We start from the raw sequence: 24,857 nt of genomic DNA, 5'->3' as shown, positions 1-24,857 counted from the left end.
CTTGTCCCTTAAGGACTTGTCCTCTATGGACTAGGCGTTTGCCGGAACTGGCTGCACCGGCTGCGCCGGGGTTTCGTGTACCTCGTGGTGGCCGGCGATCATGGTCTGCTCGTCGAAGGGCTCTTCGCCGGACAGGACGCGCTGGACCTGCTCGCCGTCGATCTCCTTGACCCAGGTCCCGATCAGGAGCGTGGCCACAGCGTTGCCCGTGAAGTTGGTCAATGCGCGGGCTTCGGACATGAAGCGGTCGATCCCGACGATCATGCCTACGCCGCCGAGGAGCTCGGGCTTGTGTGCCTGGAGGCCAGCGGCCAGTGTGGCGAGGCCTGCACCTGTGACACCGGCTGCACCCTTCGAGGCGATGATCATGAAGATGAGCAGGGATACCTGGGCGCCGAGATCCAGAGGGGTTCCCATGGCGTTGGCCACGAACAGCGATGCCATGGTCAGGTAGATGGCCGTGCCGTCGAGGTTGAAGGAGTAACCGGTGGGCACGGTGACGCCGACGACCGGCTTGGACACGCCCAGGTGCTCCATCTTGGCGATCAGACGGGGCAGTGCGGCCTCGGAGGAGGAGGTGGAGAAGATCAGGAGGTATTCGCGGGCCAGGTACTTCATCAGCTTGAAGATGTTCACGCCGGTCACCACCTGGAGCAGACCGCCGAGGATCACGACTATGAAGAGGGCGCAGGTGATGTAGAAGGCCACCATGAGGGTGGCCATGCTCACGATTGCCGCGACACCAGTGGCACCGACGACGGCGGCGATGGCACCGAAGGCGCCCACCGGAGCAAGCCACATGATCATGATCAGGATCCTGAACACCACTACCTGGCCGTGGCCGATGGCCTTCAGGACAGGAGCGCCCTGCGCACCCATCTTCTGGAGGGCGAAGCCTACGAGGATGGCAGCGAAGAGTGTTGGCAGAACGGGAATGTCGCCCGGAATGATGCCCAGGAGGAAGGCAACGGTGCTGTCTACTTCTGCCTTCTTACTGGGGTCGTACGCCGCCAGCTTCAAACCTTCACCCGGGTGGATCAGGTTGCCTACCACAAGGCCGATGCCCAGCGCGAACGTGGACATAACCATAAAGTAGCCCAAGGCCAGGCCGCCCACCTTGCCTACGGTGGCTGCCTTGGCTATGGAGCCAATGCCCAGGACGATGGTGCAGAAGATGATCGGCGCGATCATCATCTTGATGAGCTTGATGAAGCCGTCGCCGAGCGGTTTCAGCGATTTGCCGACCTCGGGAAACAGGAGGCCGACGACGGCGCCCGCGATCACGGCGACAATGACGGCGATGTAAAGGTAATGGGATTTGTCCAGCCCCTTGCGGGCGGCCTTTGCAGGCGCTGCTGACTCTCCTCGTTGAGAAGCCATGATGTGTCTCCTTATGGATAATCTGGTAGACGCTGCGGCGCAGTCTCTGGCCCATAGCGTCGGTCCGGTGTGATATCCATCATTAGGCACACCGTGACATAGCTCACCGTTGCGTTCATATTGGTCATGGAAGGTGCCGATGATCCACAAATGGAGTCTTGCCAAGAGGTTTTTGGTCACACACCTGCTGTTCACGCTGGCTCTGACGATGCTCGTCGGAACGGCATCGTACCTCGACGCCCGGGACCGCACTTACACCGAGGCCGGACTTCGGATGCGCGGCATTGCGGCAGCCGTGGCCACGAACCCCCTTGTACTGGAGGCGATCGAGTCTACCGATCCGTCATCAATCCTCCAGCCTTACGCGAAAGACGTCATGGAAGGTGCCGGCGCGGACTTTGTCACGATCATGGCGCCGGACAGGACCCGCTGGACGCACCCGAACGATCAGGAGCTAGGGAAGCCCTACATCGGCTCCATCGACGCTGCCCTTAAGGGGCGTCCTGAGACTGAAATAGTTTCCGGAACCCTCGGCCCCTCCGTGCGCACCATCGTCCCGTTGCTCGACAGTGGGGGAACAGTGCGAGGGCTTGTGGCTGCGGGCGTCACCGTAGGGTCCGTCGACGGTGACGTTTTGGGAAGGCTGCCCGCTGTAGTGATCATTGTTCTGGCCATGCTCTTCGGGGGGTCACTCGCAGCCTGGTTACTGGGACGCTACCTGCGCGGTGTCACCAGGGGGTGGGGCCCGGAACAGCTGGCACAGCTGTTCGCCTATTACGAATCAGTACTGCACTCCGTCCGCGAGGGGCTCATCCTGATCGACACAAAGGGCCGGGTGGTCATGTACAACGACCATGCAGCCGAGTTGCTGGGACTGGAGCACCGCGGTTCAGGCGACGACCAGTTGCGGCCACCCCTGCTGTCAGACCTGCCTCTTGCCGAGAGCCTGAAGGAACTCTTTGAATCCGGCCGCACGGCCCACGATGAAATCCATCTGACGGGTCCGCGGATTGTGGTGGTGAACCAGGGCCCGGCCGTGGGTCCCGACTCCCCCGGCCTCCGCCGGCCGGCGGTGTTCGGCACCGTGGCCACCATCCGGGACCGGACGGAGATCGAATCGCTGGGCAGTGAACTGGAAACGATGCGGACGCTGTCCGACGCCCTCCGTGCCCAGACCCACGAGCACGCCAACCGGCTGCACACCATGGTTTCCCTGCTGGAGCTGGGGCGAACCCGGGAGGCCTTGGAGTTCGCCACGAAGGACCTCGAACTGAGCCAGCAGTTGACCGACGAGATGGTGAGCTCCGTGGACGAGCCGGTCCTCAGCGCCCTGATCATGGGTAAGGCGGCCGAAGCGAATGAGCGCGGGGTGAAGCTGACGCTCTCCGCCGAGGGGTCTGCGTCCGTTGCGGGCCTGGCCGTCCAGGACCTTGTCACCATTCTGGGAAACCTCCTGGACAACGCGATCGACGCCGCCGCGGATGGCGCGGTTCCGAGGACGGTGGAGCTGACCGTGGAGTCCGACGCCGAGGGCCTGGACATCACGGTGGAGGATTCCGGCTCCGGCGTGGACCCCGCCGCCGTGGAGGATATTTTCCGGCATGGCTTCAGCACCAAGGCGTCCGGTCCGTTCGGACGCGGCATTGGCCTGGCCCTCGTCCGCCAGGCTGTGCAGCGCCTGGGCGGTACCATGACCATCACCGGCAAGGACGGCGCACGCTTCCAGGTCTTCCTGCCGGCCATGGCCGCCGGAACCGACAAAGAGGAGCAGTTCCAGTGAGCGATATCCGCGTCCTCGTTGTGGAAGACGAGCCGGTGGCGTCGGCCGCGCACGCGGCCTACGTGGGCAGGATGGCAGGATTTATGCTGGCCGGGATGGCCCCTGACGGCCAGTCCGCGCTCAGGCTGCTGGGGGAGCTCGCGGCTGCCGGCGAGCCGGTGGAACTGGTCCTGCTCGACATGAACCTTCCGGACCTGCATGGGCTGGACATTGCCCGGCGGATGCGTGCGGCAGGAATCCTGGCGGACATTATTGCCATCACCGCGGTCCGGGAAGTGGCGATTGTCCGGAGCGCCGTGGCCATCGGCGTGGTCCAGTACCTGATCAAGCCCTTCACCTTTGCCACGTTCGAAGACAAGCTCTCCAGCTACCGGTTGTTCCGGCAGCAGTTGGCCTCCCCGGAGTCCGGGGCGGGCAGGACCGGGGCTTCCCAGAGCGATGTGGACCAGGCGTTCGCGAGCCTCCGGGCGCCGTCGGAATTGCCTCTGCCGAAAGGCCTGTCCGTCTCCACGCTCGACTCCGTCAAGGAGTACCTGAAACAGCATTCGGGATCCGTTTCGGCCACAGAGGTCATGGCGGCGCTTGGCATGTCCCGGGTGACCGCCCGCCGCTACCTCGAATACCTGGCCGACGCCGGCACCCTCACCCGCGCCCCGCGCTATGGCACCCCCGGCCGCCCGGAGAACGAATACGGCTGGAAGCGGCCCTGATACTGCAGAGTCTGTGGCTAGGCAGAGGCGATGGCTTCCTTGAGGGCCCCCAGCGCCAGAGTCACTGATGCGGCGTTTGCGTTGGGTCCCATCATTCCGATCCGCCAGATGCTGGAAGCATACTTGCCCGCCCCTGAGCCAATCTCGATGCTGAAGTGCTCCAGAAGATGGCGGCGCACGGCCGCGGAGTCGACACCGTCCGGGACCTTGACAGTGGTGAGGCTGGGCAGCCGGTGGCCCTCGGCCGCGAACAGCTCAAGTCCCATCTCCTGGAGCCCCGCCTGCAACGCGGCCCCTGCCGCGCGGTGGCGCGCCTGGACCGCGTCCAGTCCCTCGGCCAGGATTCTTTGCAAGCCCGCCTCGAGACCGGCGATCATGGTGACCGGCGGCGTGTGATGGTAGGTTCTGCCGCTGCCGCTGGCGGCCCCGACGTAACCGCCGAGCAGTCCGACGTCCAGGTACCAGGAGCGGGGATTCTTGATCCTTCGCTCGAAGGCCCTACCCGACATGGTGAAGGGCGACAGCCCCGGTGGCACGCCGAGGCATTTCTGGGTGCCGGCATAGCCGACGTCGATTCCCCAGTCGTCTGCCAGGAGTTCCAGGCCGCCGATGGATGTCACGGCGTCGACAATTAACAGCGCATCACCCTTGTTCTGCCCGAGCGACGCGACGTCGGACAGCACGCCAGTCGACGTTTCAGCGTGGACGGCCGCAATCACCTTCGGCCGCGGGTGGGTCGCCAGGACGCGTTCGACGTCGATGGGCGTGCCCCATTCGTGGTCTACACGAACCACAGTGGCGCCGCAGCGGCGGGCCACGTCACACATGCGCTCACCGAAGAGGCCGTTGACGGCGATCACTGCCACATCGCCGTCGTCCACGGTGTTCACAAAAGCCGCTTCCATGCCGCCGGAACCGGTGACGCTCAATGGCAGAGTGCGGGCATTCTGAGTCCCCCAGACCGTGCGGAGGCCCTCGCAGGTGCTATCGAGCCGTTCAATGAAGACCGGATCCAGGTGCCCAATCACCGGATGCGCCAATGCGGCGGTCACTTCGGGGTAGCAGTTGCTCGGTCCCGGACCGAACAGGAACCGCGAGGTCAATACCTGAAGCATTGGAACTCCTTCGTTGGGGCTCTTGCCCTTGTGGGGCCGGTCAGTGCTTCGGGGCGACAGCGATCTCCTCGCCGTCGACGGCGTGGAACGGCGCGTGGCGATCCATGATCAGAAGGTAGGTGACGGCGGCCAGGATCGCGCCGACGAACCAGGAGAAGCCGGAAATGTAGGTGAACGCAGGGACGAGAGCCAGCACCAGGGCGACGATCGCGGCCGGTGTACCCGCGATGACAGCCTTCCGGTTGACGCCACGGGTGTAGGCATACTCCCCGTCGGGGGAGTCCGAGTACAAATCCGGAATGTTGACCCGGCCCTTCCGGACCAGCCAGTAGTCGGCCATTATCACGCCGAACAGTGGCCCCAGGAGGGCGCCCAGCCCGCCGAGGAAGTAGACGATGACCACGGGCGAGTTGTACAGGTTCCACGGCAGGATCACTAGGCCGATCAACGCGGAGATAATGGCTGCGCGGCGGAAGGTCAGGGTCCGCGGGAAAAGGTGGGCCAGTGTGTAGATGGGAGCCACGAAGTTGGCCATGAGGTTCACGGCCACCGTCAGGATGATCAGAGCCAGGCAGGCAAGCACCAGCAGGAACGTATTCGGGATGGCGTTGACGATGTCGGTGGGCGACTCGATGACTGTTCCGTCGATCTTGTACTGGGCGCCGGCGAGGACGATCACGATGGCGGCGAAGAAGAGCATGTTGATGGGGATGCCGAAGAAGTTGCCGCGTACCACCGACCGCTCCGAGGGCGCGCCCCGGGTGAAGTCGCAGAAGTTCAGCACGAACGTCCCGTAGACGACGACCCATAGCGCCGCGGACTGGAAAATCCGCACCCACATCACTGGGCCGGTCAGCGAGTCGGCGGTGGACCAGGCGATGGTCCCGCCGGCCTCCACCAACATCCAGACGGCCAGCGCGAGCATGGTGACCAGGATTATGGGGCCGGCGAAGGCCTCGTACTTGCGGATCATCTCCATGCCGAAGCTCACGATCACCGTCTGCATCGCCCACAGCGCAACGAACGAGATCCAGCCCAGAGTCGAGAGTCCGAGGAACGAGTCTGTATCGAGCGGCGCCAGGGACGGCGCGAGGGCCAAGATGAGCACCCGGAGCACCACCGAGGCCAGATAGGTCTGAATGCCGAACCATGCCACGGCCACAGCGCCGCGGATGATGGCTGGGATATTGGAGCCCCGGATGCCGAACGCGATCCTGCTCATGACCGGGAACGGCACGCCCGTCCGCTCGCCCATGAACCCCGAGAGGTTCAGGAGAAGGAACAGCAGGACGGCGCCGAGCAGGAAGGCGAGCATGATCTGCCAGGCGCCCAATCCCAGGGCGAACAGTCCGATGGCGAACACGTAGTTGCCCAGCGAGTGCACGTCATTCGCCCAGAGCGTGAAGATGCTGTAGGCGTGCCAGGTGCGGCCCTTGCGCGTGGTGGGCGCCAGGTCCTCGTTGTAGAGTCGGCGGCTCACGCCCGCGGGCACCTGGACCCGCGTGGCTGGCCCTCCCCTCACGATCTCCTCGACCGCGGGGTCACCGGTGCCCCACGGCTCCGGGTCAATCAGATTCGGGTGCCCGTGCTCGTCGGGACCGTGTTGGTGGGACATAATGCAGACCTCCGAGTGGCGGAAAGGGCGTTGCGGGTGTGGACGGGAACTGGTGCTGCGGATGCGGAGCACCACCCTTGTACGGGTGGCGCCCATGGAATTAAAATTCCGCATCTCGGAAAAAATCTTTCGTGCCGTGAAACTAATGTAGCTGTGGGGCAGATCACGGTCAAGGCTTCTTCGCGTCCGGGGGTTCGACGTCGCGGTGCTTCGGGGAGCGCTCAGCTTTCCCCGCCGGATGCGCCGGCCTCGGTGTCCACCACGGTGCCCGCAGATAGCTCTCGCGTACGTTCCCGGACAGCGCCTTGCCCTGGCCCGGGGTGATGGGATCTTCTGGTGCAGTGTGCCGGCGTCGTGGACATTCAGTCGTGTCCATTCACTCGACCACCTGCTCAACCCCGACGCCGCTGCCGCTGCCCGATCAGTTCACCGCTTTCTGCCATTACTCACCACCAACGCTCAAGAGGCTCCGGGCGGAAAGTCCGGTTAAACCGCCGATGGAGCCCAAACTAAACGCGACTGCAGTACTAAACGGCGCCTTCTGGCCGGAGCTCGCCCAGCAACTGCCCGATGACGTCCGGATCGTCAATCGTGGAGGGCACCACGTACGCTTCGCCGTCGGCTATTTGCCGCATGGTCTTGCGCAGGATCTTCCCTGACCTGGTCTTGGGGAGCGCTTCGACCACTGTGGCGTGTTTGAAGTCGGCCACCGGCCCGATGTCCTTCCTGACAAGGGCGATCAGCTCCCGGACCAGCTCGTCCTCAGGGGTGGTGACCCCTGCTTTGAGCACCACGTAGCCGCTGGCCCGCTGACCCTTGAGGGGATCCGCCACGCCGATCACGGCACATTCAGCGACGGCCGGATGGCTGGCGATGACCTGCTCAATCGCACCGGTGGACAGCCGGTGGCCGGCCACGTTGATGATGTCGTCGGTCCGGCCCATCACAAAGACGTAGCCGTCAGCATCCCGGTAGCCGCTGTCGCCCGTGGCGTAGCTGCCTTCGAAGGCAGCCAGGTACGAGGACACATAGCGGTCGTCGTTCTGCCACAGGGTTGTAAGGGTTCCGGGAGGCAAGGGAAGCTGCAGGACAATGTTGCCCTCCTCCCCCTGCTGCACCGCCGCCCCGGAGCCGTCGACAATCTTCAGTTCGAAGCCGGGCATGGGCACGGTAGGTGACCCGGGCTTGAAGGGAAGGTCCTCCAGCCCGCGAGGGTTGGCGCAGATGGCCCAGCCGGTTTCGGTCTGCCACCAGTGGTCCACCACCGGAACACCCAGGACCTCACCTGCCCAGCGGTAGGTGTCCGTGTCCAGCCGCTCGCCGGCCGCAAACAGCGTGCGCAGGGTGGAGATGTCGTACCGGGCCAGCTCTGCCGCCTGAGGATCGGCCTTGCGGATCGCGCGCAGGGCCGTGGGTGCGGTGAACAGGACGTTGACCTTGTGGTCCTGCACCACGCGCCAGAACGCTCCCGCATCAGGCGTCCCCACGGGCTTGCCCTCGTAGAGGACCGTGGTGGCACCGGCCAGCAGCGGGCCATAAACAATGTAGGAATGACCCACCACCCAGCCGACGTCGGACGCCGTCCACATCACGTCACCCGGACCGACGTCGTAGATGTTTGCCATGGTCCAGCTGAGCGCCACTGCATGGCCGCCGTTGTCCCGTACAACGCCCTTCGGCGTGCCGGTGGTGCCCGAGGTGTAGAGGATGTAAAGGGGGTCGGTTGCTGCGACATCCACTGCTGCCGCCGGGGCGGCCGCGTCAAAGCACCGGTCCCAGTCCAGCCAGTCCGGATACTCGGATGCCGAGTGCACAAAGCCTTCCCGGTCCTTGACTATGACGGGCGTCTGCCCAGCGCCGGCGAGTTCGAGCGCTTCGGCAACCGCCGGAAGATACTCCACCCGGCGCGAGGGCTCAATCCCGCCGGACGCCGTCACAATCGCGGCCGGACCGGCATCCTTGATGCGGGCGGCGAGTTCCTTGGGCGCGAATCCGCCGAAAACCACCGAATGCACGGCCCCGAGCCGGGCGGTCGCCAGCATCGCGATGGCGGCCTCGGGAATCATGGGCATGTAGATGACCACCCTGTCCCCTTTGCGGACTCCCTGCGAGCGCAGCACACCCGCGAACCGCGCCACGAGGTCCGTCAGTTCGGCGTAGCTGTACGTGCGTTTGATCCCCAGCATCGCGGAGTCGTAGATGAGGGCATCCTGGTCCCCGCGGCCGGCCTCAACGTGGCGGTCCAGGGCGTTGTAGCTCGTGTTGAGCATGCCATCGGGAAACCATTGGAACAGCGGGGCGGCCGATCCATCAAGCGCGGTTTCCGGCGTCCTGGACCAGGTCACGCCGCCTGCTGCCTCAAGCCAGAAGGCGTCCTTCTTTTCGATGCTGCGCGAATATGTTTCCCGGTAATTTCCGCTGACCATCATGGGCTCCCGTTCACGTCGCTGTGTTGCCACCATGCTATGCGGGCAACCCGCACCAGACAAGGCCTATGTATACATACCTGCGGCTATTTCGCTGATCAACTGGCTTTTGCTGGGTCTTTCGGCAATTCGTGTATACACTGGTGCCCATGAGCAGATTGACGGGAGGGACCATGCGGGCCAGCGACAAAGCCTATGCGACGCTTCGCGAAGACATTATCGAATGGCGCCTGACGCCCGGAACGGTCCTCGCCGAAGTGGAGCAGTCGGAGCGCCTGGGCGTCTCACGCACTCCGGTCCGGGAGGCGCTGAGCCGGCTTAGCGCAGAAGGGCTGACGACGGCGGCAGGCGGCCGCGGCGTCGTCGTCACCGACATCTCACTGGAGGACATCGATGAGATGTTCGAGCTCCGCGAAACCCTCGAGGGCAAGGCTGCAGCCCTGGCTGCCGAACGCGGCGAGCGCGCTGTCTTTGAGAAGCTCCACACCGATCTCCTGCGGGCGCAGGAGCTGATCAGCGACACCGATCCGGCCCGGCATGAGTATTACGCCCTGGTGGGCCGGCTGGATGAGGCGATCGACGCCGCCATCTCCAACTCCTACCTCGCGCAGGCGATGCGCAGCCTGCGTGTCCATCTGGTCCGGGTCCGCCGCCTCGCGGCCGATGACGCCCCGCGACTGTACGCTGCCGCCGTCGAACACGCGGCCATCGCGGAGGCCATCGCCGCAGGCAACGCCAGGCTTGCCGAAGCAGCCACCACCCTGCACCTGCACCGCAGCCTTTCCCACGTCAAAGCTACCCACCCACAGCACTAAGAAGGAGCACCATGGTTAAGCTCAACCACGTCCGCGTCTACAAGAGCGAAGAGAACCTGGCCCGTGAAGACCAGCTGGCGCACAAGATCGCCGTCGTCGCCGCCGACGCCGTCGAGGTCACGCCCGAGGTCACCGAGATGGTCATCAACCGTGTCATCGACAATGCCTCCGTGGCCATCGCTTCCCTGAACCGCGGCCCGATCGTGGCTGCCCGCGCCCAGGCGTTGACCCACGCACCGACCACCAACGGCAAGGGCGCCGGCGTCTTCGGCATCACGGACCGCGTCTCCCCCGAGTGGGCAGCCTGGGCGAACGGCGTGGCCGTCCGCGAGCTCGATTACCATGACACGTTCCTGGCGGCTGACTACTCCCACCCTGGCGACAACATCCCGCCGATTCTCGCCGTTGGACAGCACGTCGGCGCGAGCGGCAAGGACCTGATCCGCGGCATCGCCACCGGCTACGAGATCCAGGTCAACTTGGTCAAGGCGATCTGCCTTCACAAGCACAAGATCGACCACGTGGCCCACCTCGGCCCGTCCGCCGCTGCCGGCATCGGCACACTCTTGGGCCTGGACGTCGAGACCATCTTCCAGTCCGTCGGCCAGGCGCTGCACACCACCACGGCCACCCGCCAGTCCCGCAAGGGCGAAATCTCCACCTGGAAGGCGCACGCGCCGGCGTTCGCAGGCAAGATGGCGGTGGAAGCCGTGGACCGCTCCATGCGCGGCCAGACCTCCCCCGTGCCGATCTACGAAGGCGAAGACGGCGTGATCGCCTGGATGCTGGATGGCCCGGACGCCTCCTACGAGGTCCCGCTGCCCGAGGCCGGCGAAGCCAAGCGCGCCATCATGGACACGTACACCAAGGAACACTCCGCCGAATACCAAGCCCAGGCCTGGATCGATCTGGCCCGCAAGCTGCATACTGAGCACCCCGAGGCAACGGACCCGTCCAACGTGACGTCGGTCCTGATCAAGACCAGCCACCACACGCACTACGTGATCGGTTCGGGCGCCAACGACCCGCAGAAGTACAGCCCCACGGCCAGCCGGGAAACCCTGGACCACTCCATCCCGTACATCTTCACGGTGGCACTCCAGGACGGCTCCTGGCACCACGTTGACTCCTACAGTCCTGAGCGTGCCGGCCGCGCCGACACTGTGGAGCTGTGGAACAAGGTCAGCACCGTCGAAGACGCCGAATGGACCCGCCGCTACCATTCGCTGGACATCGCCGAGAAGGCCTTCGGCGGTTCCGTGGAGATCACCCTGAACGACGGCACGGTCATCACCGACCAGATCGCCGTAGCGGACGCGCACCCGCTCGGCGCCCGGCCGTTCGCCCGCCAGCAGTACATCAACAAGTTCCGCACCCTGGCAGCCGGTCTGGTCGCAGAGGAGGAAATCGAGCGATTCCTCGCCGCCGCCGAAAGCCTTCCGGACCTGGGCCCGGGCGAACTGGACCAGCTGAACATCACCGCCGCCCCCGGCGTCATCGACCTCAGCAACGCACCCGCCGGCCTCTTCTAAGCTCTGCCTACCCACCCCGCACAGGAGAATCAGATGCTGTATTCCAAGACAACCCCGGAACAGAAGCGGATCGCGCTTCGCGCCATGCTCGCGTCCGGCACCATCCAGCAGTTCCCGGGCGCGTTCAGCCCGCTCTCGGCGCGGCTGATCGAGGAAAAGGGCTTCGCCGGTGTTTACGTCTCCGGAGCGGTGCTGGCCAATGACCTGGGCCTGCCGGACATCGGGCTGACCACCCTCACCGAGGTGGCCACGCGTGCCGGGCAGATCGCCCGAATGACTGACCTGCCCACGCTGGTGGACGCGGACACGGGCTTCGGCGAGCCCATGAACGTGGCCCGCAGCATCCAGGAACTGGAGAACGCCGGCCTGGCCGGCTGCCACATCGAAGACCAGTTCAATCCCAAGCGCTGCGGGCACCTGGACGGCAAGAACGTGGTGGACCAGGACACGGCCACCAAGCGCATCCGCGCCGCGGCCGACGCCCGCCGCGATCCGAACTTCCTCATCATGGCCCGGACCGATATCCGCGCCGTGGAGGGAATCGAAGCCGCCAAGGACCGGGCACGGGCCCTCGTGGAAGCCGGTGCTGACGCCATCTTCCCGGAAGCGATGAAGGACCTGTCCGAGTTCCAGGCCATCCGCGACGCCGTGGACGTGCCGATCCTTGCCAACATGACCGAGTTCGGCAAGAGCGATCTGTTCACCGTGGACCAGCTGCAGGGTGTGGGCGTCAACATGGTCATTTATCCGGTCACGCTGCTGCGCATTGCCATGGGCGCAGCAGAGCGTACTCTGGAATCGATCAAGGCAACAGGGTCGCAGGAAGCACAGGTGGAGAACATGCTCACCCGTGCGCGGCTTTATGACCTTGTGGACTATGAGGCCTACAACCACTTCGATACCGGCGTTTTCAACTTCCAAATTCCCGGCGTCCGCTAGGACCCGAGAGCTCACCAAGGAGACTGCAAGCATTCCGGCACATCCGGGCTTGCCCAATGAACGAAGGAGGACAGCATGGAAGCTGTTGATATCAAGAAGGGCCTGGCCGGCGTCGTGGTGGACTACACCGCGGTTTCGAAGGTCAACCCGGACACCAATTCGCTGCTGTACCGCGGCTATCCCGTCCAGGAGCTCGCCGCCAAATGCAGCTTCGAGGAAGTGGCCTTCCTCTTGTGGAACGGCGAACTGCCCACCCCTGAAGAGCTGTCCGCGTTCTCTGCCCGCGAGCGCGCCGGCCGCGCCCTTGATCCTGTGGTGAAGAAGATCGTCGACACAATTCCCACTACCGCCCACCCGATGGATGTCTGCCGGACCGCAGCATCCGTCATGGGCGCCCGCCACCCTCTGGCCGAGGACTCCTCGCCCGAGGCCAACATGGCCAAGGCCGTGGACCTCTTCGCAGCCATGCCCGCGGTGGTCGCCTACGACCAGCGACGCCGGCGCGGCCAGGAAGTCGTGGAGCCCCGTGATGACCTGGGCTACTCGGAAAACTTCCTGTGGATGGCGTTCGGCGAAGACCAGGTCCCGGAGGTCGTGGAGGCCTTCAACGTCTCGATGATCCTGTACGCCGAGCACTCCTTCAACGCCTCCACCTTCACCGCCCGCGTGATCACCTCCAGCCTGTCCGACCTGCACTCGGCAGTAACGGGCGCAATCGGCGCACTCAAGGGCCCGCTGCATGGCGGCGCCAACGAAGCCGTGATGCACACCTTCGACGAGATCGGCATCCGGCCTGAGGAATCACTGGACGAAGCGGCCGCCCGGGCAAAGGCTTGGATGGAGGATGCACTGGCCCACAAGAAAAAGGTCATGGGCTTCGGCCACCGCGTCTACAAGCACGGGGACTCCCGCGTCCCCACCATGAAGGCCGCGCTGGACAAAATGATCGCCCACTACGGCCGCCCTGAACTGCTGGGGCTGTACAACGGCCTCGAGCAGGCCATGGACGAGGCCAAGGCCATCAAACCGAACCTCGACTACCCGGCCGGCCCCACCTACCACCTGATGGGCTTCGACACTGCCACGTTCACTCCCCTGTTCGTGGCCAGCCGCATCACCGGGTGGACCGCCCACATCATGGAACAGGCAGCCAGCAACTCCCTGATCCGCCCGCTGAGCGAGTACAACGGACCGGACGAACGGCACGTTCCGTAATCCGCCCCACCGGCTCCCAACCTCGCAAGCTCGGTTCGGGTCCCTCGCCGGCGTGGGCCCAACCGGCCCCCAATGGACGCACGACGGCGGGCCGGTCACCTTTGGGTGGCCGGCCCGCCGTCGGCCGTTACGCCAACGCAGAGGTGGGGCGTGATCAGTCCAGCACTTCGCGGACGGTCTCGTTGTCATCGTTCAGGACCACTGTCAGGCGCAAGAAAGACCCGGCAAGGGCGAGCGGCAGCCAGTGCGCTGCGTCCTGCCACATCCGGTCCACCGGCAAGGCGCCGACGTCGAACCATTCCGGCCGGATCTCGGCACTTTCGGCCGGCTGCCCGGTCCAACTGGCTGCGACAAAGAGCCGCGAACTCATGTTCCACTCCGGGCGGGCAGGAAAATCGAAGGTCACCACGCCGGCGTCGCGCAGATCCTCCTGCCGGACCACAATCCCGGCTTCCTCGTGGACTTCGCGGCAGGCAGCCTCTTCATCCGTCTCCCCCGGCTCAACATGGCCGCCAAGTCCCACCACTTTGCCGCGGCCGAAGCCGGTCTTCTTCAGGCCAAGCAGGACCTGTGGCACACCGGCGGACTCACGGGTGAGAAAGCACAGCGTGACAGGGGTAAACGTCATGCCCCAACCCTATAGCCTGGCCGCCGGCGTCAGCCCAGCGCCCGAGGGTGGGCTGCTGCGTAAATTTCCCTCAGTGTGTCAGCCGTAACCAGGGTGTAGACCTGCGTTGTGGTAACTGAGGCGTGCCCCAGGAGTTCCTGCACCACGCGGACATCAGCGCCGCCTTCGAGCAGATGCGTCGCGAACGAGTGTCGCAGTGTGTGCGGGGAAACATCCTTGGTGACGTTGGCTTTGTCCGCGGCCGCCTTCAGGATGGTCCAGGCGCTTTGCCGGCTGATCCTGCCGCCGCGGGCGTTCAGGAACAGGGCGGGCGTTCCCTTGCCCTTCGCCGCCAGCAGTGGACGGCCGCGCACCAGGTACGCGTCCACAGCCCGCGCCCCATAGGATCCCAGCGGCACCAGCCGTTCCTTGGATCCCTTGCCGAACAGGCGGACCACGGCGGGCCCGGCTTCGGCCTCGTGCAGGGCGATGTCGTCAACGTCCAGGCCCACGGCCTCGCTGATCCTCGCCCCGGTGGAATAGAGAAATTCGAGCAGGGCCCGGTCCCTGAGCCCTGTGGCGGTGTCCGTGCTCGCGGCTTCAAGGATCCGGGTGACTTCGTCCACGCTGATGGCCTTGGGCAGCCTTTTGCCCGGCATGGGCGGGTGGACGTCGCTGGCGGGGTCCGTCGTTGTGATCCCCTCCAGAGCCCAGAACTTGTGCAGCCCCCGGACGGCCACCACAGTCCTGGCGGCAGACCGGACGCCCAGCGCTGTGCCGCCGTCGGATCCGTCGTTGAGGGCCATCAGGAACCCCGTCACGTGGTGGCGGGTGATCTGGCCCGGGCCGTGGCAGCCTTCCGACGTCACGTAGCGGGAATACCGGGTCAGGTCACGGCGGTAGGCGGAGAGTGTATTTACGGCCAGGCCGCGTTCCACGCCCATATGTTGCAGATACTCGGTGATGGCGCGGTCGATGGCCGCCTGTGGCCGGACGGGCGGCGTCGGGGCTGCCGCCTCAGTACTCGCCGTCATCAACGCTGGCTGGGGTGCGCAGGCCAGGGTGCATCCGCCGGACGCAATCCCGCAAAGCCGTCAGCTTTCGCCGCGGCGGCGGCCAGGATTCCGACGACGGCGGACGGGTTGTGCAGCCTGCCTTCCAGGACTGCGGCCACAGCGTCGTCCAGGGCGATCCAGTGGAATTCAATCTCGGCCTCCTCATCGGTCCGCTCATGGCGTTCGTGGTGAGGCACGTCGGTGAGGTCCCGGGCGAGGTAGATGCGGATGGCCTCGCTGGAGGAGCCCGGCGAGTTGAAGAAGTCCACCAGGACGTTCCATTCGCCGGCTGCAAGGTCCGCCTCCTCGGCGAGCTCGCGGGCAGCGCCCGCCACAAAATCTTCGCCTTCCACATCCAGCAGGCCGGCAGGGATTTCCCAAAGGTCCATGCCCACGGGGTGCCGGTACTGCCTGATCAGCAGAACTTCGCCGGCGTCGTTCATCGGCAGGACAGCCACCGCGCCGGGGTGGTCGATGTAGTCGCGGGTCAGGGACTCCCCAGTCTCGCTCAGCTGGAAGCTGTCACTGACCACATCCCAGATCCGACCCTCATAGACCTTCTCCGTAGACAGAAGACGGCGCGGGCTCGGCGCATCCGAAACCTGCCGTGCAGCTTGTGGGGTTTCAGGTGTGCCGGGCATCGCGCCGTCCTCTACTTATTCGGTTTTATTTTGCGGCAACCGTACGCAACGGCTTGGCTGCCGGCGCGTCCTGTGCTTTCTGGTGGTCCAGTGCGGCCTTGACGAGCCCGGCGAAGAGCGGGTGCGGCCGCGTGGGCCGTGAGCTCAGTTCAGGGTGCGCCTGGGTTGCCACGTAGAACGGGTGGACCTCGCGGGGCAGCTCTACGAATTCCACAAGCTTGCCGTCCGGCGACGTTCCGGAGAACACGAGGCCCTCGGCGGCGATCTGGTCGCGGTATTTGTTGTTGACCTCGTAGCGGTGCCGGTGGCGTTCGCTGACGGTGGTTTTCCCGTAGGTCTCTGCGATGACCGAGCCGTCGTCGAGCTTTGCCTCGTACAGGCCCAGACGCATGGTGCCGCCAAGATCGCCCTTGCCGTCCACGATGTCCAGCTGCTCTTCCATGGTGGCAATCACCGGGTATTTCGAATCCGGCTCGAATTCGCTGGAGGAAGCGCCCTCAAGGCCCACCACGTTGCGCGCATATTCGATCACCATGCACTGCAGGCCCAGGCACAGGCCCAGGACAGGCAGCTTGGCTTCACGGGCGTACTTCAGGGCGCCCAGCTTGCCTTCAAGGCCGCGGATGCCGAAGCCGCCGGGAACGCAGATGGCGTCCACGCCGTCCAGGGACGCCACGGCGCCTTCATGGGTTTCGCATTCATCCGACGGTACCCAGCGGATCTTGACCTTGGTGTCGTTGGCGAAGCCGCCGGCACGCAGGGCCTCGGTCACGGACAGGTAGGCGTCCGGCAGGTCGATGTACTTGCCCACCAGCGCGATTTCCACGTGGTGCTTGGGGTTGTGCACTGCTTCGAGCAGCTTGTCCCAGCTGGTCCAGTCAACGTCCTTGAACGGCAGGTCCAGTGCACGGACGATGTAGGAATCCAGTCCCTGGGTGTGCAGGGTCTTGGGGATGTCGTAGATGCTGGGGGCATCCGGGCATCCGATGACGGCTTCGATATCGACGTCGCACATGCGGCCGATCTTGGCGCGCATCGGCTCGGGGACTTCGCGGTCCGAGCGGACCACGATGGCCTCGGGCTGGATGCCGATGGAGCGCAGGGCTGCCACGGAGTGCTGCGTCGGTTTGGTCTTCAGTTCCTGCGAGGGTCCGATGTAGGGCACCAGGGAGACGTGGACGAAGAAGACGTTGCCGCGGCCAATGTCCTGGCGGACCTGGCGGGCCGACTCGAGGAAGGGCTGCGACTCGATGTCGCCCACGGTGCCGCCGATTTCAGTGATGATGACGTCCGGCGCGTTTTTGCCCTCGGCCGGAAGCCGCATGCGCCGCTTGATCTCATCGGTGATGTGCGGGATGACCTGGACCGTGTCACCGAGGTATTCGCCGCGGCGTTCCTTGGCGATCACGGTGGAGTAGACCTGGCCGGTGGTCACGTTGGCTGAGCCCTCGAGGTTTTCGTCGAGGAACCGCTCGTAGTGTCCGATGTCCAGGTCCGTCTCGGCGCCGTCGTCGGTGACGAAGACTTCGCCGTGCTGGAAGGGGTTCATCGTGCCCGGATCCACGTTCAGATAGGGATCGAGCTTCTGCATAGTTACAGACAGACCGCGTGCCCGCAGGAGGTGACCGAGGCTCGAAGCCGTCAGTCCCTTACCGAGCGAGGACGCCACACCACCGGTTACGAAGATGTGTTTGGTCGTCTTGGACGAGCCCGGGAACCGGGAATTTACACGGGAATTTGATCGCTGCACCACGGAATTCGAGCCTATCATCAATTGAGCCTTTCCCCGATCAGGAACTGTCTCCCCAAATGATCCAGTGTGCATGGCAAGGCGCCCTGCGATCAAGGGGTGCAGGCCGTCAGGCCCGCTGCGGCAGCAGTTTTGCGTCGTCCAGCAGCTCCTGGGCGTGCGCCTGGGCTGATTCTGAATCCTCCTGGCCGGCCAGCATCCGGGCGAGCTCCCGCACCCGCTCCTGGCCGTCGAGGAGGCGAACATCACTGGACGTGAACCCGGTGGCGGTGCCGCCGTCGGCCCCTCTGACGGATGTCTTGGTGACAGTGATGTGCTGGTCCGCGAAGGCTGCCACCTGCGGCAGGTGTGTGACCACCAGGACCTGCACGTGCTGTGCCAGCATGGCCAGCCGGCGGCCAATTTCGACGGCGGCCCGGCCACCGACCCCGGCGTCCACCTCGTCAAACACAAACGTGGGCACCGGGTCCACAGCGGCCAGCACCACCTCGATGGCCAGCATGACCCTGGAGAGTTCGCCACCGGAGGCGCCCTTGCCCAGCGGACGGGCCGGGGCTCCGGAGTGCGGCTGGAGCAGGAACGCGATCTCGTCGGCTCCATGCGGTGTCAGCTGACCGGCCGCCTCACGGGTGATGACCAGCGTGGCGTCGGCCATGGCGAGTGCCTTCAGCTCCGAGCTCACCCGGCCGGAGAGGTCCTTGGCAGCCTTGGCCCGGATTTTGCTGACGGCGGCAGCCTGCTTCTGCAGTTCCGCTTCGGTACGGACAACGTCTGCGTCCAGGGCTTCGATCCTGGTGGAGTCGTCCTGCAGCTCGTCGAAACGGACCCGGGCGTTTTCCGCCCACACCAGGACTTCGTCAATGCTGGGGGCGTACTTGCGGACCAACGTGGCCAGGGCGGCCCGCCGGTCCTCGATCTCGGCGAGGCGTTCCGGACCCTCTGAGTCCAGGCCGGCCTGGTAGCTGGCCAGCTCCGTGGCGATGTCGTTGAGCAGGAAGCCCACTTCGGCCAACCGTGCTGCGGCGGACCCGAGCTCGGCGTCGTGCTCGGCCACGTGCTCCAGGGTCCTTTTCGCAACGTCCACGAGGGTGGTGGCGTCGCCCGCGTCACCGTAGTCCTCCGCGATGAGCGCCTGGTGCGCCGTGTTCGCCGCAATCCTGAGCTCTTCTACGTTGGCCAGTTTCACAGCCTCCGCCTTGAGGGATTCGTCCTCCCCCGGCTGCGGATCCACGGTGCTGATTTCGGCCAGGGCGACTTCCAGCGACTCGGCCTCGCGGAGCCTGTCCCGGGCGGCGCTGCGAAGGGTTTCCAGCTCCGCCTGGCTGGCCTTCCAATGGCTGTAGAGCGCCTGGTAGGAGGCCATCGGGCCCGCCAGCGCATCGCCGGCAAATTTGTCGAGGGCGCCGCGTTGGGCGGACGCCCCCTTCAGCCTGATCTGGTCCGACTGCCCGTGGACCACCACGAGGGTTTCACCGATCTCCGCCAGAACGCCCACCGGGGCGGCCCGCCCGCCCAGGAAGGCCCGGCTGCGCCCGTCCGCACCGAGGCGACGCGCAAGAATAAGCTCAGCGCCGCCGTCGAACTCCTCCACGTCGGCACCCGCTTCAACTGCCCGGGCAATCGCCGGATGCCCGGCGTCGAGCTTGAGGACGGCCTCCGCCGTGGCGCTCTTCGCCCCGCTCCGGACCGCCCCGGCGTCGGACCTCGCCCCCAGCAGTAGGCCGACGGCGGTGACCACCATCGTTTTGCCGGCACCGGTTTCGCCGGTAACGACGCTCAGCCCGGGGCCCAGCGGCAGCGTGGCGTCGGTGATGACGCCCAGATCGCGGATTCTCAGTTCTTCAAGCATGGTTCACTTTGCGGTCGTGGGATCGGTATCGTCCTCCGGCTGGTCGCCGGAGGCAAGCTGGAGCGGCGGCCTGGGCCGCGGCGTCCGGACGATCGGGATGGGTCCGGTGTGAATCGTCTCCGACTGCGGCACGGGCCCGCGCCAGCCGTGAATGGGGAGTTCGAATTTGCGGACCAGACGCGCTGAAAAGGGCGTCTGGTGCGTCCTGGCCAGCCTGACCGGAGTGGCGGACTTGGTCACTTCAACCCGGGCGCCGGGCGGCAGGTCCACGGAGCGCCGGCCATCGCACCAGAGCACACCCTGGGCACCGGTGCGGGTGAGGACTTCCACGGCCAGCCGGGACCGGGGCGATACCACCAGCGGTTTGGCAAAGAGCGCGTGGGCGCTGATGGGAACTATCACCAGGGCCTCGACCTCCGGCCACACGACGGGCCCGCCGGCGGAAAACGCGTACGCGGTGGAGCCTGTGGGGGTGGCCACCACCACGCCGTCGCAGCCGAAGGACGTCAGCGGGCGCTCATCCACTTCGGTCACCACCTCGATCATGCGTTCGCGGTTGCCCTTTTCGATCGCGGCCTCATTCAGGGCCCAGGTATGCCAGATCTTCTGGCCGCGGACCCAGACCTGGACGTCGATGGTCATGCGCTCTTCAACCGTGTAGTCGCGGCGGGCAATCCATTCCACCGTTTGGGCCAGGTCCGCCCGCTCGCTCTCGGCCAGGAAGCCGACGTGGCCAAGGTTGACGCCCAGCAAGGGTACGTCCACCTCGCGCACCAGCTCTGCGGCGCGCAGGATGGTGCCGTCACCGCCCAGGACCATCACCAGCTCGACGTCCGGCAGCTGTACATGGTCGTGCAGGATCTCCACCGGCTGCGTGAGCTGCCCGAAGAATCTTTCCATGTCACGCAGCTCAGACTCCTGCATGACGGGAACAATGCCGGAGTCATGCAGTTGGGCGCAGGCTTCCCAGGCGGCCTTCAGTGACTCCTCGCGGCCAGTGTGGGCAAGGACAAGTACTCGCCTGCTCATCGGGTTCCGCTTTCTAGTGGTTCGGCCAGATTCGGCCAAGCAATCCGTCAATGGCTGCGAGGCGCTCTTCGATCTTAGGCAGTTCTTGGGTCATCCTGCGCTTTATCCACAGGAAGTATTCGACGTTTCCGTCCTGGCCCGGCAGCGGACTGGCCGCTAAGCCGCATAAGTCCAGTCCGGCGTCGAGCGCCGCATTGGCAACTTTTTCCACTGCCATCCGGCGTTCGCGCTCGGAGGTGACCACACCGGTGCGGCCCAGCCGGTCCTTGCCGATCTCGAACTGGGGCTTCACCATCAGCACCAGATCGCCGCCCGGCTGCGTGCACAGCGCCAGGGGCAGGACCACCAGGGTCAGCGAGATGAAGGAGAGGTCGGCTACCGTGAGTTCGGCCTGGCCGCCGATGTCCTCCGGCGCCATGTACCGCACGTTCATGCCTTCATGCACGGCTACGCGGTCATCGGCGCGGAGTTGCGGGACGAGCTGGTCATGGCCGACGTCGACGGCCACCACGTGTGCCGCACCGCGCCGCAGGAGCACCTCGGTGAAGCCGCCGGTGGAGGCGCCGGCGTCCAGGCACCTTTTGCCCGCAACCGTGACCTCCGGGAATACGTCCAGAGCGCCGGCGAGCTTGTGGCCGGCCCGGCTGACGTAGCTGTCCTCTTCCGTGTGCTCGACCGACAGGTCCTTGCCGTCGTCGACCTGGAGGGACGCCTTGGACAGGACCTGCCCGGCCGAGCTCACCTTGCCCTCGGCGATCAACGAAGCAGCGTGGGTCCGGGACCTGGCCAGGCCGCGGGCGACGAGCGCCTGGTCAAGTCGTGCCATGCTCAAGCGTCTCCTTCGCCGTTTGGGGCCTCTTCGTTCAACGCGTGCAGCAGGGCATCGTGGAGGTCGCTGTAAACAGCCTCATGCTCAGACACGGGCAACCGTTCGACGCCGTCCAGCGCGGCCGTTATCGCCGCAATGGATGGATCGCTGGTTGCCGACGCCGCCGTGTCCGGCCATTCCTGTGTTGGCTGGGCTGCTTCCGGATGGTGCGGTTCGTTCAGCTCAGTCATTGGACCAGTCTAATGATTGCGCCACTCGAGTTTGGGTTCGGTGGGCAGTGCGGCGTCGGGGACCGCAGTCCACCAGGCGGCGCAGGCGGCCCGCCAGGAATCCAGGTCGCTCTCGCTGCCGCTGACGTGGATAGTGTCACCGCTGACCCGCGCAGTGGAGGCCCCGCAGCGGTGCGTTCCGTCAGTGTGGTCCAGCGCCGGGTAGGGGCGGTGGAGGTCGCTGAGGGAATTGATGATGTAGTCCGGGCGTTCCGCAGTGCGTGCGGCCAGGATGCTAGCTGTGGTGTCGACGCCGGTCAGCACTGCCACCGTGGCAAACCCGGCGTTGTTGCCGCCGAGGATGTCGGTGTCCAGACGGTCGCCCACCACCAGCGGGCGGTCAGCCGTGAGCCGTTTGGCGGCGGCGTGGAAGAGCGGGGCCTCCGGCTTGCCGGCAACCTGCGGCGTCTGTCCGGTGGCGGCGGCTACAGCTGCCACCAGGGTGCCGTTGCCCGGGGCTATGCCGCGTGCCTGCGGAATGGACATATCGGTGTTGGTTGCGATCCACAGTGCTCCGGCCGACACGACGTACGCCGCCTCGGCAAGATCTTTCCAGCTGATCCCGGGATTGAATCCCTGGACCACGGCTACCGGATCCTCGTCCTGGCTGTAAACAGGCGTCAATCCCACCAGCTCGATTTCCTGCGCCAGAGCGGGGCTGCCGGTGATGAGCACCCGCGCTCCGGGGGCGACGAGTGACGCCAGGAGTTCGGCCGCGGCTTGCGAGGAGCTGACCACCTGGTCGTCGTCCGCCGGTGCACCTAGTTCACGGAGATGCGCCGCTACCTGCGCCGGGGTGCGGGAGGCATTGTTGGTGACATACCCCAGGCCAATGCCCAAACCCTCCAGTTGCTGCAGCGAGTCCACGGCGCCTGGGATGGCGTGCTGCCCGGCGTAGACCACGCCGTCCAGGTCCGCCAAAAGGGCGTCGAACAGGGAAATCAGTGGAACTTCAGTCATAGCGCGCTAGCTGTCCCGTCCGTCAGAGTGGCCATCGACGCCGTTGCTGCTGTCGTCTGCTTCGCTGTGCTCTTCTTCATCGCGCACTTCTTCACCGTGCTCGGCGTCGCCGGCTTCCAGCTCATCTGCTTCGAGGGAATCCTCGTCAGACTCGGCGTCATCGGACTCGAAGAAATCCGATTCCACGTCGTCGATCTCTGCATCCACGGCGGCGGCCTCAACGGCAGTCTTCTCCGCGGCTACCTCGGAACGGGCAGCGGGCGTGGAAGCAGTGGCTTCGGGGCCTGCGGCAGCTCGCTCCAGCAGACGCCGGCGCTGGGCTTCCTCGCGGGCTTCCTCTTCCTCGTCCCAGCCGAGGTCCACGATGTCGGGTTCCTCATCGACGCCGAGGCCCAGGGCATTTTCAGCCACAACTGCCTGCTTCTGCCATTTTGCCGCCTCATCTTCCCGACCAACACCGGACAGGGCGTTGGCGTAGGCCCGGAACAGCCGCGGGCTGTAGGAGAACGCCCGGTTCATGTCCAGCTGGGGAATTTCCAGTTCTGCTACGGCGGCGTCCAGCTGTCCGAGGTCGGTCCGGGCCCCGGCTGCAACCATGGCCAGTTCGACTTTGCCGGGCGCGTCCAGGTCTTTGGCTTCCTCGGAACGTACAACGTCGAGAGCGCGGTCAGGCCGACCGAGTCCGCGTTCGCAGTCTGCCATCACGGGCAGGTGGACGTTTGAACCGCTGATGCGGCGGTAGGTCCGGAATTCGCGCAGTGCTTCGCCGTAGTGTCCTGCCGCGTAAGCAGTGAGTCCGACGGCTTCACGGACGGCAGCCAGCCGGCCACCACGCCGGCTCGCGGCGAGGGCGTGCTGGAAAGCCAGCTCGGGCTCTTCGTCGATCAGGCGTCCGGCCATTACCAGGTGGCGGGCAACCCACTCGGCGCTCTTGTCTTCCAGGGTCTTGATCTGGTGCTGCGTAGCGCGGTCAAGCTCCTTGCCCGTGACATCCTCATCGATTTCCGGGGAACGTTCGCGGTCCGGGCGGTTCGCGCTGCGAAGGTCACGCGCGTTGGGTACACGGACCGGGCGGTCTTCTGCACGGTCCTTGCCGAACTGGCGGGGGCCGGAATCGCCACGGTCAAAGCTGCGGGGGGCGCGGTCCTGGCGGTCTCCGAACGGCTTGCGGTTGTCACCGCCGGAGAAACCTCGACGTTCGCCGTCACCTTCGCGGCGCGGACGGTCACCATAAGGCTTGTTGTCACGGTCACCATAGGGTTTGCGTTCGCCGCCGCCCGTGAACGGTTTCCGGTCTCCGCCGCCACTAAAGGGCTTGCGCTCTCCGCCGCCAAAGCTGCGACGCTCGCCATCACCTTCGCGGCGCGGACGGTCACCAAAAGGCTTGTTGTCACGGTCACCATAGGGTTTGCGTTCGCCGCCCGTGAACGGTTTCCGGTCTCCGCCGCCACTAAAGGGCTTGCGCTCTCCGCCGCCAAAGCTGCGACGTTCGCCGTCACCTTCGCGGCGCGGACGGTCACCATAAGGCTTCCGCTCACCGTCACCCTCGCGGCGCGGACGGTCACCAAAAGGCTTGTTGTCACGGTCACCATAGGGCTTCCGCTCACCACCGCCGCCGCCTGTGAACGGTTTCCGGTCTCCGCCACCACTGAAAGGCTTACGCTCTCCACCACCGAAGGTCCGACGCTCGCCATCACCTTCACGACGCGGACGATCACCAAAAGGCTTACGTTCGCCGGAACCAGGCGCGCGCTTCGGAGCCTCTGGGTTACGGTCTTCGCGGGAACGGAATCCGCGCGGGTCGCCGCCAGAATTGTTGTTGCCGCGGAAAGGACCGCGGTCGTTGCCGCCGCGGTTGCCGCCGTTGTGCTCAGCCATGGGGATTCCTCCTGTTATGAGCCGACCACTGGCGCAATCGCAGCCGCTCGTTCCGTGTTTCGTTATCCTACGCAACCCGAAATCAAGCGCTTCGAAGTCCGTACATCTCACTCAATTCTAGGCGAGACCCCACCGACAGATGACATGGATCCGCCTCCAGGCCGCCGTCGTGGGAATGTTCACACTCCCCAGGTGACGCTCTCGTAGTTCCTGGAGTGTTCCGCCGGATGCTCTCTCAGTTCGTGCGACGTTCAGCCGGACGCTCTGTCACTTCGGGTGCCGGGTTGTGTGGTGCACGACGGCGGCGGGTGTGGTGGGTGCCGCGTTTTCGGTGGGGTTCCGGGCTAGTCCTGCGTTTGTGGGGTGTTTGTGGTGTGGTGGTTAACGTGGGAGAGCCCCCCAACCTGGTGGTTGGGGGGCTCTCGACCTGTAATGATGTTCCGGCGGTGACCTACTCTCCCAC

The 24,857-nt window shown here is 65.5% G+C and carries 20 protein-coding genes and 1 pseudogene; 7 read left to right on the top strand and 14 right to left on the bottom strand.

Going from position 1 to position 24,857, the window contains the following annotated elements; all coding sequences use genetic code 11:
* Nucleotides 1-30: 30 nt before the first annotated feature.
* Complete coding sequence (locus ACX80X_RS05180) at nt 31-1,380, bottom strand: cation:dicarboxylate symporter family transporter (protein WP_252609117.1); 1,350 nt, start codon at nt 1,378-1,380, stop codon at nt 31-33.
* A 139-nt stretch (nt 1,381-1,519) separates the two neighbouring features.
* Between ACX80X_RS05180 and ACX80X_RS05175 the strand changes: the two genes are divergently transcribed.
* A complete protein-coding gene (locus ACX80X_RS05175) occupies nt 1,520-3,160 on the top strand; it encodes a sensor histidine kinase (RefSeq protein ID WP_252609115.1) in 1,641 nt (546 codons plus the stop codon).
* The gene (locus ACX80X_RS05170) at nt 3,157-3,870 is read left to right on the top strand and encodes a response regulator (RefSeq protein ID WP_252609114.1); all 714 of its coding nucleotides are present in this window, start codon (nt 3,157-3,159) and stop codon (nt 3,868-3,870) included. Before ACX80X_RS05175 ends, ACX80X_RS05170 begins: the two co-directional genes overlap by 4 nt.
* 17 nt (nt 3,871-3,887) lie before the next feature.
* Here ACX80X_RS05170 and ACX80X_RS05165 read toward each other — a convergent pair whose 3' ends face one another.
* From ACX80X_RS05165 to ACX80X_RS05155, 3 genes are all read right to left on the bottom strand, one after another.
* Nucleotides 3,888-4,985, bottom strand: coding sequence for a pyridoxal-phosphate-dependent aminotransferase family protein (locus ACX80X_RS05165; protein ID WP_252609112.1), 1,098 nt, complete (start codon nt 4,983-4,985; stop codon nt 3,888-3,890).
* A 40-nt stretch (nt 4,986-5,025) separates the two neighbouring features.
* The gene (locus ACX80X_RS05160; protein ID WP_252614022.1) at nt 5,026-6,600 is read right to left on the bottom strand and encodes an NCS1 family nucleobase:cation symporter-1; all 1,575 of its coding nucleotides are present in this window, start codon (nt 6,598-6,600) and stop codon (nt 5,026-5,028) included.
* A gap of 527 nt (nt 6,601-7,127) precedes the next feature.
* Nucleotides 7,128-9,026 (bottom strand): acetate--CoA ligase, encoded by a 1,899-nt coding sequence (locus ACX80X_RS05155; RefSeq protein ID WP_252609192.1) that lies wholly within the window; start codon nt 9,024-9,026, stop codon nt 7,128-7,130.
* Between the two features lie 173 nt (nt 9,027-9,199).
* On the opposite strand from ACX80X_RS05155, the pseudogene ACX80X_RS05150 reads away from it, so the two are divergent.
* The 4 genes and pseudogenes from ACX80X_RS05150 (at nt 9,200) to ACX80X_RS05135 (ending at nt 13,527) form a co-directional block, all read left to right on the top strand.
* Nucleotides 9,200-9,860: pseudogene (locus ACX80X_RS05150) on the top strand (GntR family transcriptional regulator).
* A complete protein-coding gene (locus ACX80X_RS05145) occupies nt 9,853-11,373 on the top strand; it encodes an MmgE/PrpD family protein (RefSeq protein ID WP_252600693.1) in 1,521 nt (506 codons plus the stop codon). The pseudogene ACX80X_RS05150 and the gene ACX80X_RS05145 overlap by 8 nt, the downstream one beginning before the upstream one ends.
* Before the next feature lie 33 nt (nt 11,374-11,406).
* The gene (gene prpB / locus ACX80X_RS05140; protein ID WP_252600691.1) at nt 11,407-12,312 is read left to right on the top strand and encodes a methylisocitrate lyase; all 906 of its coding nucleotides are present in this window, start codon (nt 11,407-11,409) and stop codon (nt 12,310-12,312) included.
* A gap of 75 nt (nt 12,313-12,387) precedes the next feature.
* Nucleotides 12,388-13,527, top strand: a complete 1,140-nt coding sequence (locus ACX80X_RS05135; RefSeq protein ID WP_141140071.1) for a bifunctional 2-methylcitrate synthase/citrate synthase — start codon at nt 12,388-12,390, stop codon at nt 13,525-13,527.
* A 154-nt stretch (nt 13,528-13,681) separates the two neighbouring features.
* Here ACX80X_RS05135 and ACX80X_RS05130 read toward each other — a convergent pair whose 3' ends face one another.
* The 10 genes from ACX80X_RS05130 to ACX80X_RS05085 all read right to left on the bottom strand — a co-directional run bounded on the left by ACX80X_RS05130 (nt 13,682) and on the right by ACX80X_RS05085 (nt 23,416).
* Nucleotides 13,682-14,155, bottom strand: coding sequence for an 8-oxo-dGTP diphosphatase (locus ACX80X_RS05130; protein WP_252600689.1), 474 nt, complete (start codon nt 14,153-14,155; stop codon nt 13,682-13,684).
* 29 nt (nt 14,156-14,184) lie between these two features.
* On the bottom strand, nt 14,185-15,168 hold the full coding sequence (gene xerD / locus ACX80X_RS05125; protein ID WP_252600687.1) for a site-specific tyrosine recombinase XerD: 984 nt from the start codon (nt 15,166-15,168) through the stop codon (nt 14,185-14,187).
* Nucleotides 15,168-15,830, bottom strand: coding sequence for an NUDIX domain-containing protein (locus tag ACX80X_RS05120; protein ID WP_056342385.1), 663 nt, complete (start codon nt 15,828-15,830; stop codon nt 15,168-15,170). The genes xerD and ACX80X_RS05120 overlap by 1 nt, the downstream gene beginning before the upstream one ends.
* A gap of 25 nt (nt 15,831-15,855) precedes the next feature.
* Nucleotides 15,856-17,601 (bottom strand): CTP synthase, encoded by a 1,746-nt coding sequence (locus tag ACX80X_RS05115; protein ID WP_252600686.1) that lies wholly within the window; start codon nt 17,599-17,601, stop codon nt 15,856-15,858.
* A gap of 88 nt (nt 17,602-17,689) precedes the next feature.
* Entirely contained in the window at nt 17,690-19,429 is a 1,740-nt protein-coding gene (gene recN, locus ACX80X_RS05110; protein ID WP_252609109.1) for a DNA repair protein RecN, read from the bottom strand.
* Nucleotides 19,430-19,432: 3 nt separating this feature from the next.
* Nucleotides 19,433-20,458, bottom strand: coding sequence for an NAD kinase (locus ACX80X_RS05105; RefSeq protein ID WP_252614021.1), 1,026 nt, complete (start codon nt 20,456-20,458; stop codon nt 19,433-19,435).
* A 13-nt stretch (nt 20,459-20,471) separates the two neighbouring features.
* Nucleotides 20,472-21,284, bottom strand: a complete 813-nt coding sequence (locus tag ACX80X_RS05100; RefSeq protein WP_252609107.1) for a TlyA family RNA methyltransferase — start codon at nt 21,282-21,284, stop codon at nt 20,472-20,474.
* Between the two features lie 2 nt (nt 21,285-21,286).
* Nucleotides 21,287-21,517, bottom strand: coding sequence for a hypothetical protein (locus ACX80X_RS05095; protein ID WP_252609106.1), 231 nt, complete (start codon nt 21,515-21,517; stop codon nt 21,287-21,289).
* Nucleotides 21,518-21,526: 9 nt separating this feature from the next.
* Nucleotides 21,527-22,516, bottom strand: a complete 990-nt coding sequence (locus ACX80X_RS05090) for an HAD-IIA family hydrolase (protein WP_252609105.1) — start codon at nt 22,514-22,516, stop codon at nt 21,527-21,529.
* 6 nt (nt 22,517-22,522) lie between these two features.
* The gene (locus ACX80X_RS05085) at nt 22,523-23,416 is read right to left on the bottom strand and encodes a hypothetical protein (RefSeq protein WP_459311436.1); all 894 of its coding nucleotides are present in this window, start codon (nt 23,414-23,416) and stop codon (nt 22,523-22,525) included.
* On the opposite strand from ACX80X_RS05085, the gene ACX80X_RS05080 reads away from it, so the two are divergent.
* A complete protein-coding gene (locus ACX80X_RS05080; protein ID WP_459311434.1) occupies nt 23,369-24,601 on the top strand; it encodes a hypothetical protein in 1,233 nt (410 codons plus the stop codon). The genes ACX80X_RS05085 and ACX80X_RS05080 overlap by 48 nt on opposite strands.
* The last annotated feature ends 256 nt before the right edge of the window (nt 24,602-24,857 follow it).

Source organism: Pseudarthrobacter sp. MDT3-1 (genome assembly GCF_054510755.1).
The sequence above is the reverse complement of the archived record's forward strand: the minus strand, read 5'-3'. Positions and strand labels throughout refer to the sequence as shown.

Excerpts from the sequence above, each read along its gene's own strand:
- ACX80X_RS05090 (WP_252609105.1), bottom strand. The coding sequence starts at position 22,516 with ATGACTGAAGTTCCACTGATTTCCCTGTTCGACGCCCTTTTGGCGGAC.
- ACX80X_RS05100 (WP_252609107.1), bottom strand. The coding sequence starts at position 21,284 with ATGGCACGACTTGACCAGGCGCTCGTCGCCCGCGGCCTGGCCAGGTCC.
- ACX80X_RS05155 (WP_252609192.1), bottom strand. The coding sequence starts at position 9,026 with ATGGTCAGCGGAAATTACCGGGAAACATATTCGCGCAGCATCGAAAAG.
- ACX80X_RS05175 (WP_252609115.1), top strand. The coding sequence starts at position 1,520 with ATGATCCACAAATGGAGTCTTGCCAAGAGGTTTTTGGTCACACACCTG.
- ACX80X_RS05160 (WP_252614022.1), bottom strand. The coding sequence starts at position 6,600 with ATGTCCCACCAACACGGTCCCGACGAGCACGGGCACCCGAATCTGATT.
- ACX80X_RS05135 (WP_141140071.1), top strand. The coding sequence starts at position 12,388 with ATGGAAGCTGTTGATATCAAGAAGGGCCTGGCCGGCGTCGTGGTGGAC.
- ACX80X_RS05165 (WP_252609112.1), bottom strand. The coding sequence starts at position 4,985 with ATGCTTCAGGTATTGACCTCGCGGTTCCTGTTCGGTCCGGGACCGAGC.
- ACX80X_RS05130 (WP_252600689.1), bottom strand. The coding sequence starts at position 14,155 with ATGACGTTTACCCCTGTCACGCTGTGCTTTCTCACCCGTGAGTCCGCC.
- ACX80X_RS05115 (WP_252600686.1), bottom strand. The coding sequence starts at position 17,601 with ATGATAGGCTCGAATTCCGTGGTGCAGCGATCAAATTCCCGTGTAAAT.
- ACX80X_RS05145 (WP_252600693.1), top strand. The coding sequence starts at position 9,853 with ATGGTTAAGCTCAACCACGTCCGCGTCTACAAGAGCGAAGAGAACCTG.
- prpB (WP_252600691.1), top strand. The coding sequence starts at position 11,407 with ATGCTGTATTCCAAGACAACCCCGGAACAGAAGCGGATCGCGCTTCGC.
- ACX80X_RS05095 (WP_252609106.1), bottom strand. The coding sequence starts at position 21,517 with ATGACTGAGCTGAACGAACCGCACCATCCGGAAGCAGCCCAGCCAACA.
- ACX80X_RS05120 (WP_056342385.1), bottom strand. The coding sequence starts at position 15,830 with ATGCCCGGCACACCTGAAACCCCACAAGCTGCACGGCAGGTTTCGGAT.
- ACX80X_RS05105 (WP_252614021.1), bottom strand. The coding sequence starts at position 20,458 with ATGAGCAGGCGAGTACTTGTCCTTGCCCACACTGGCCGCGAGGAGTCA.
- recN (WP_252609109.1), bottom strand. The coding sequence starts at position 19,429 with ATGCTTGAAGAACTGAGAATCCGCGATCTGGGCGTCATCACCGACGCC.
- xerD (WP_252600687.1), bottom strand. The coding sequence starts at position 15,168 with ATGACGGCGAGTACTGAGGCGGCAGCCCCGACGCCGCCCGTCCGGCCA.
- ACX80X_RS05085 (WP_459311436.1), bottom strand. The coding sequence starts at position 23,416 with ATGGCCGGACGCCTGATCGACGAAGAGCCCGAGCTGGCTTTCCAGCAC.
- ACX80X_RS05180 (WP_252609117.1), bottom strand. The coding sequence starts at position 1,380 with ATGGCTTCTCAACGAGGAGAGTCAGCAGCGCCTGCAAAGGCCGCCCGC.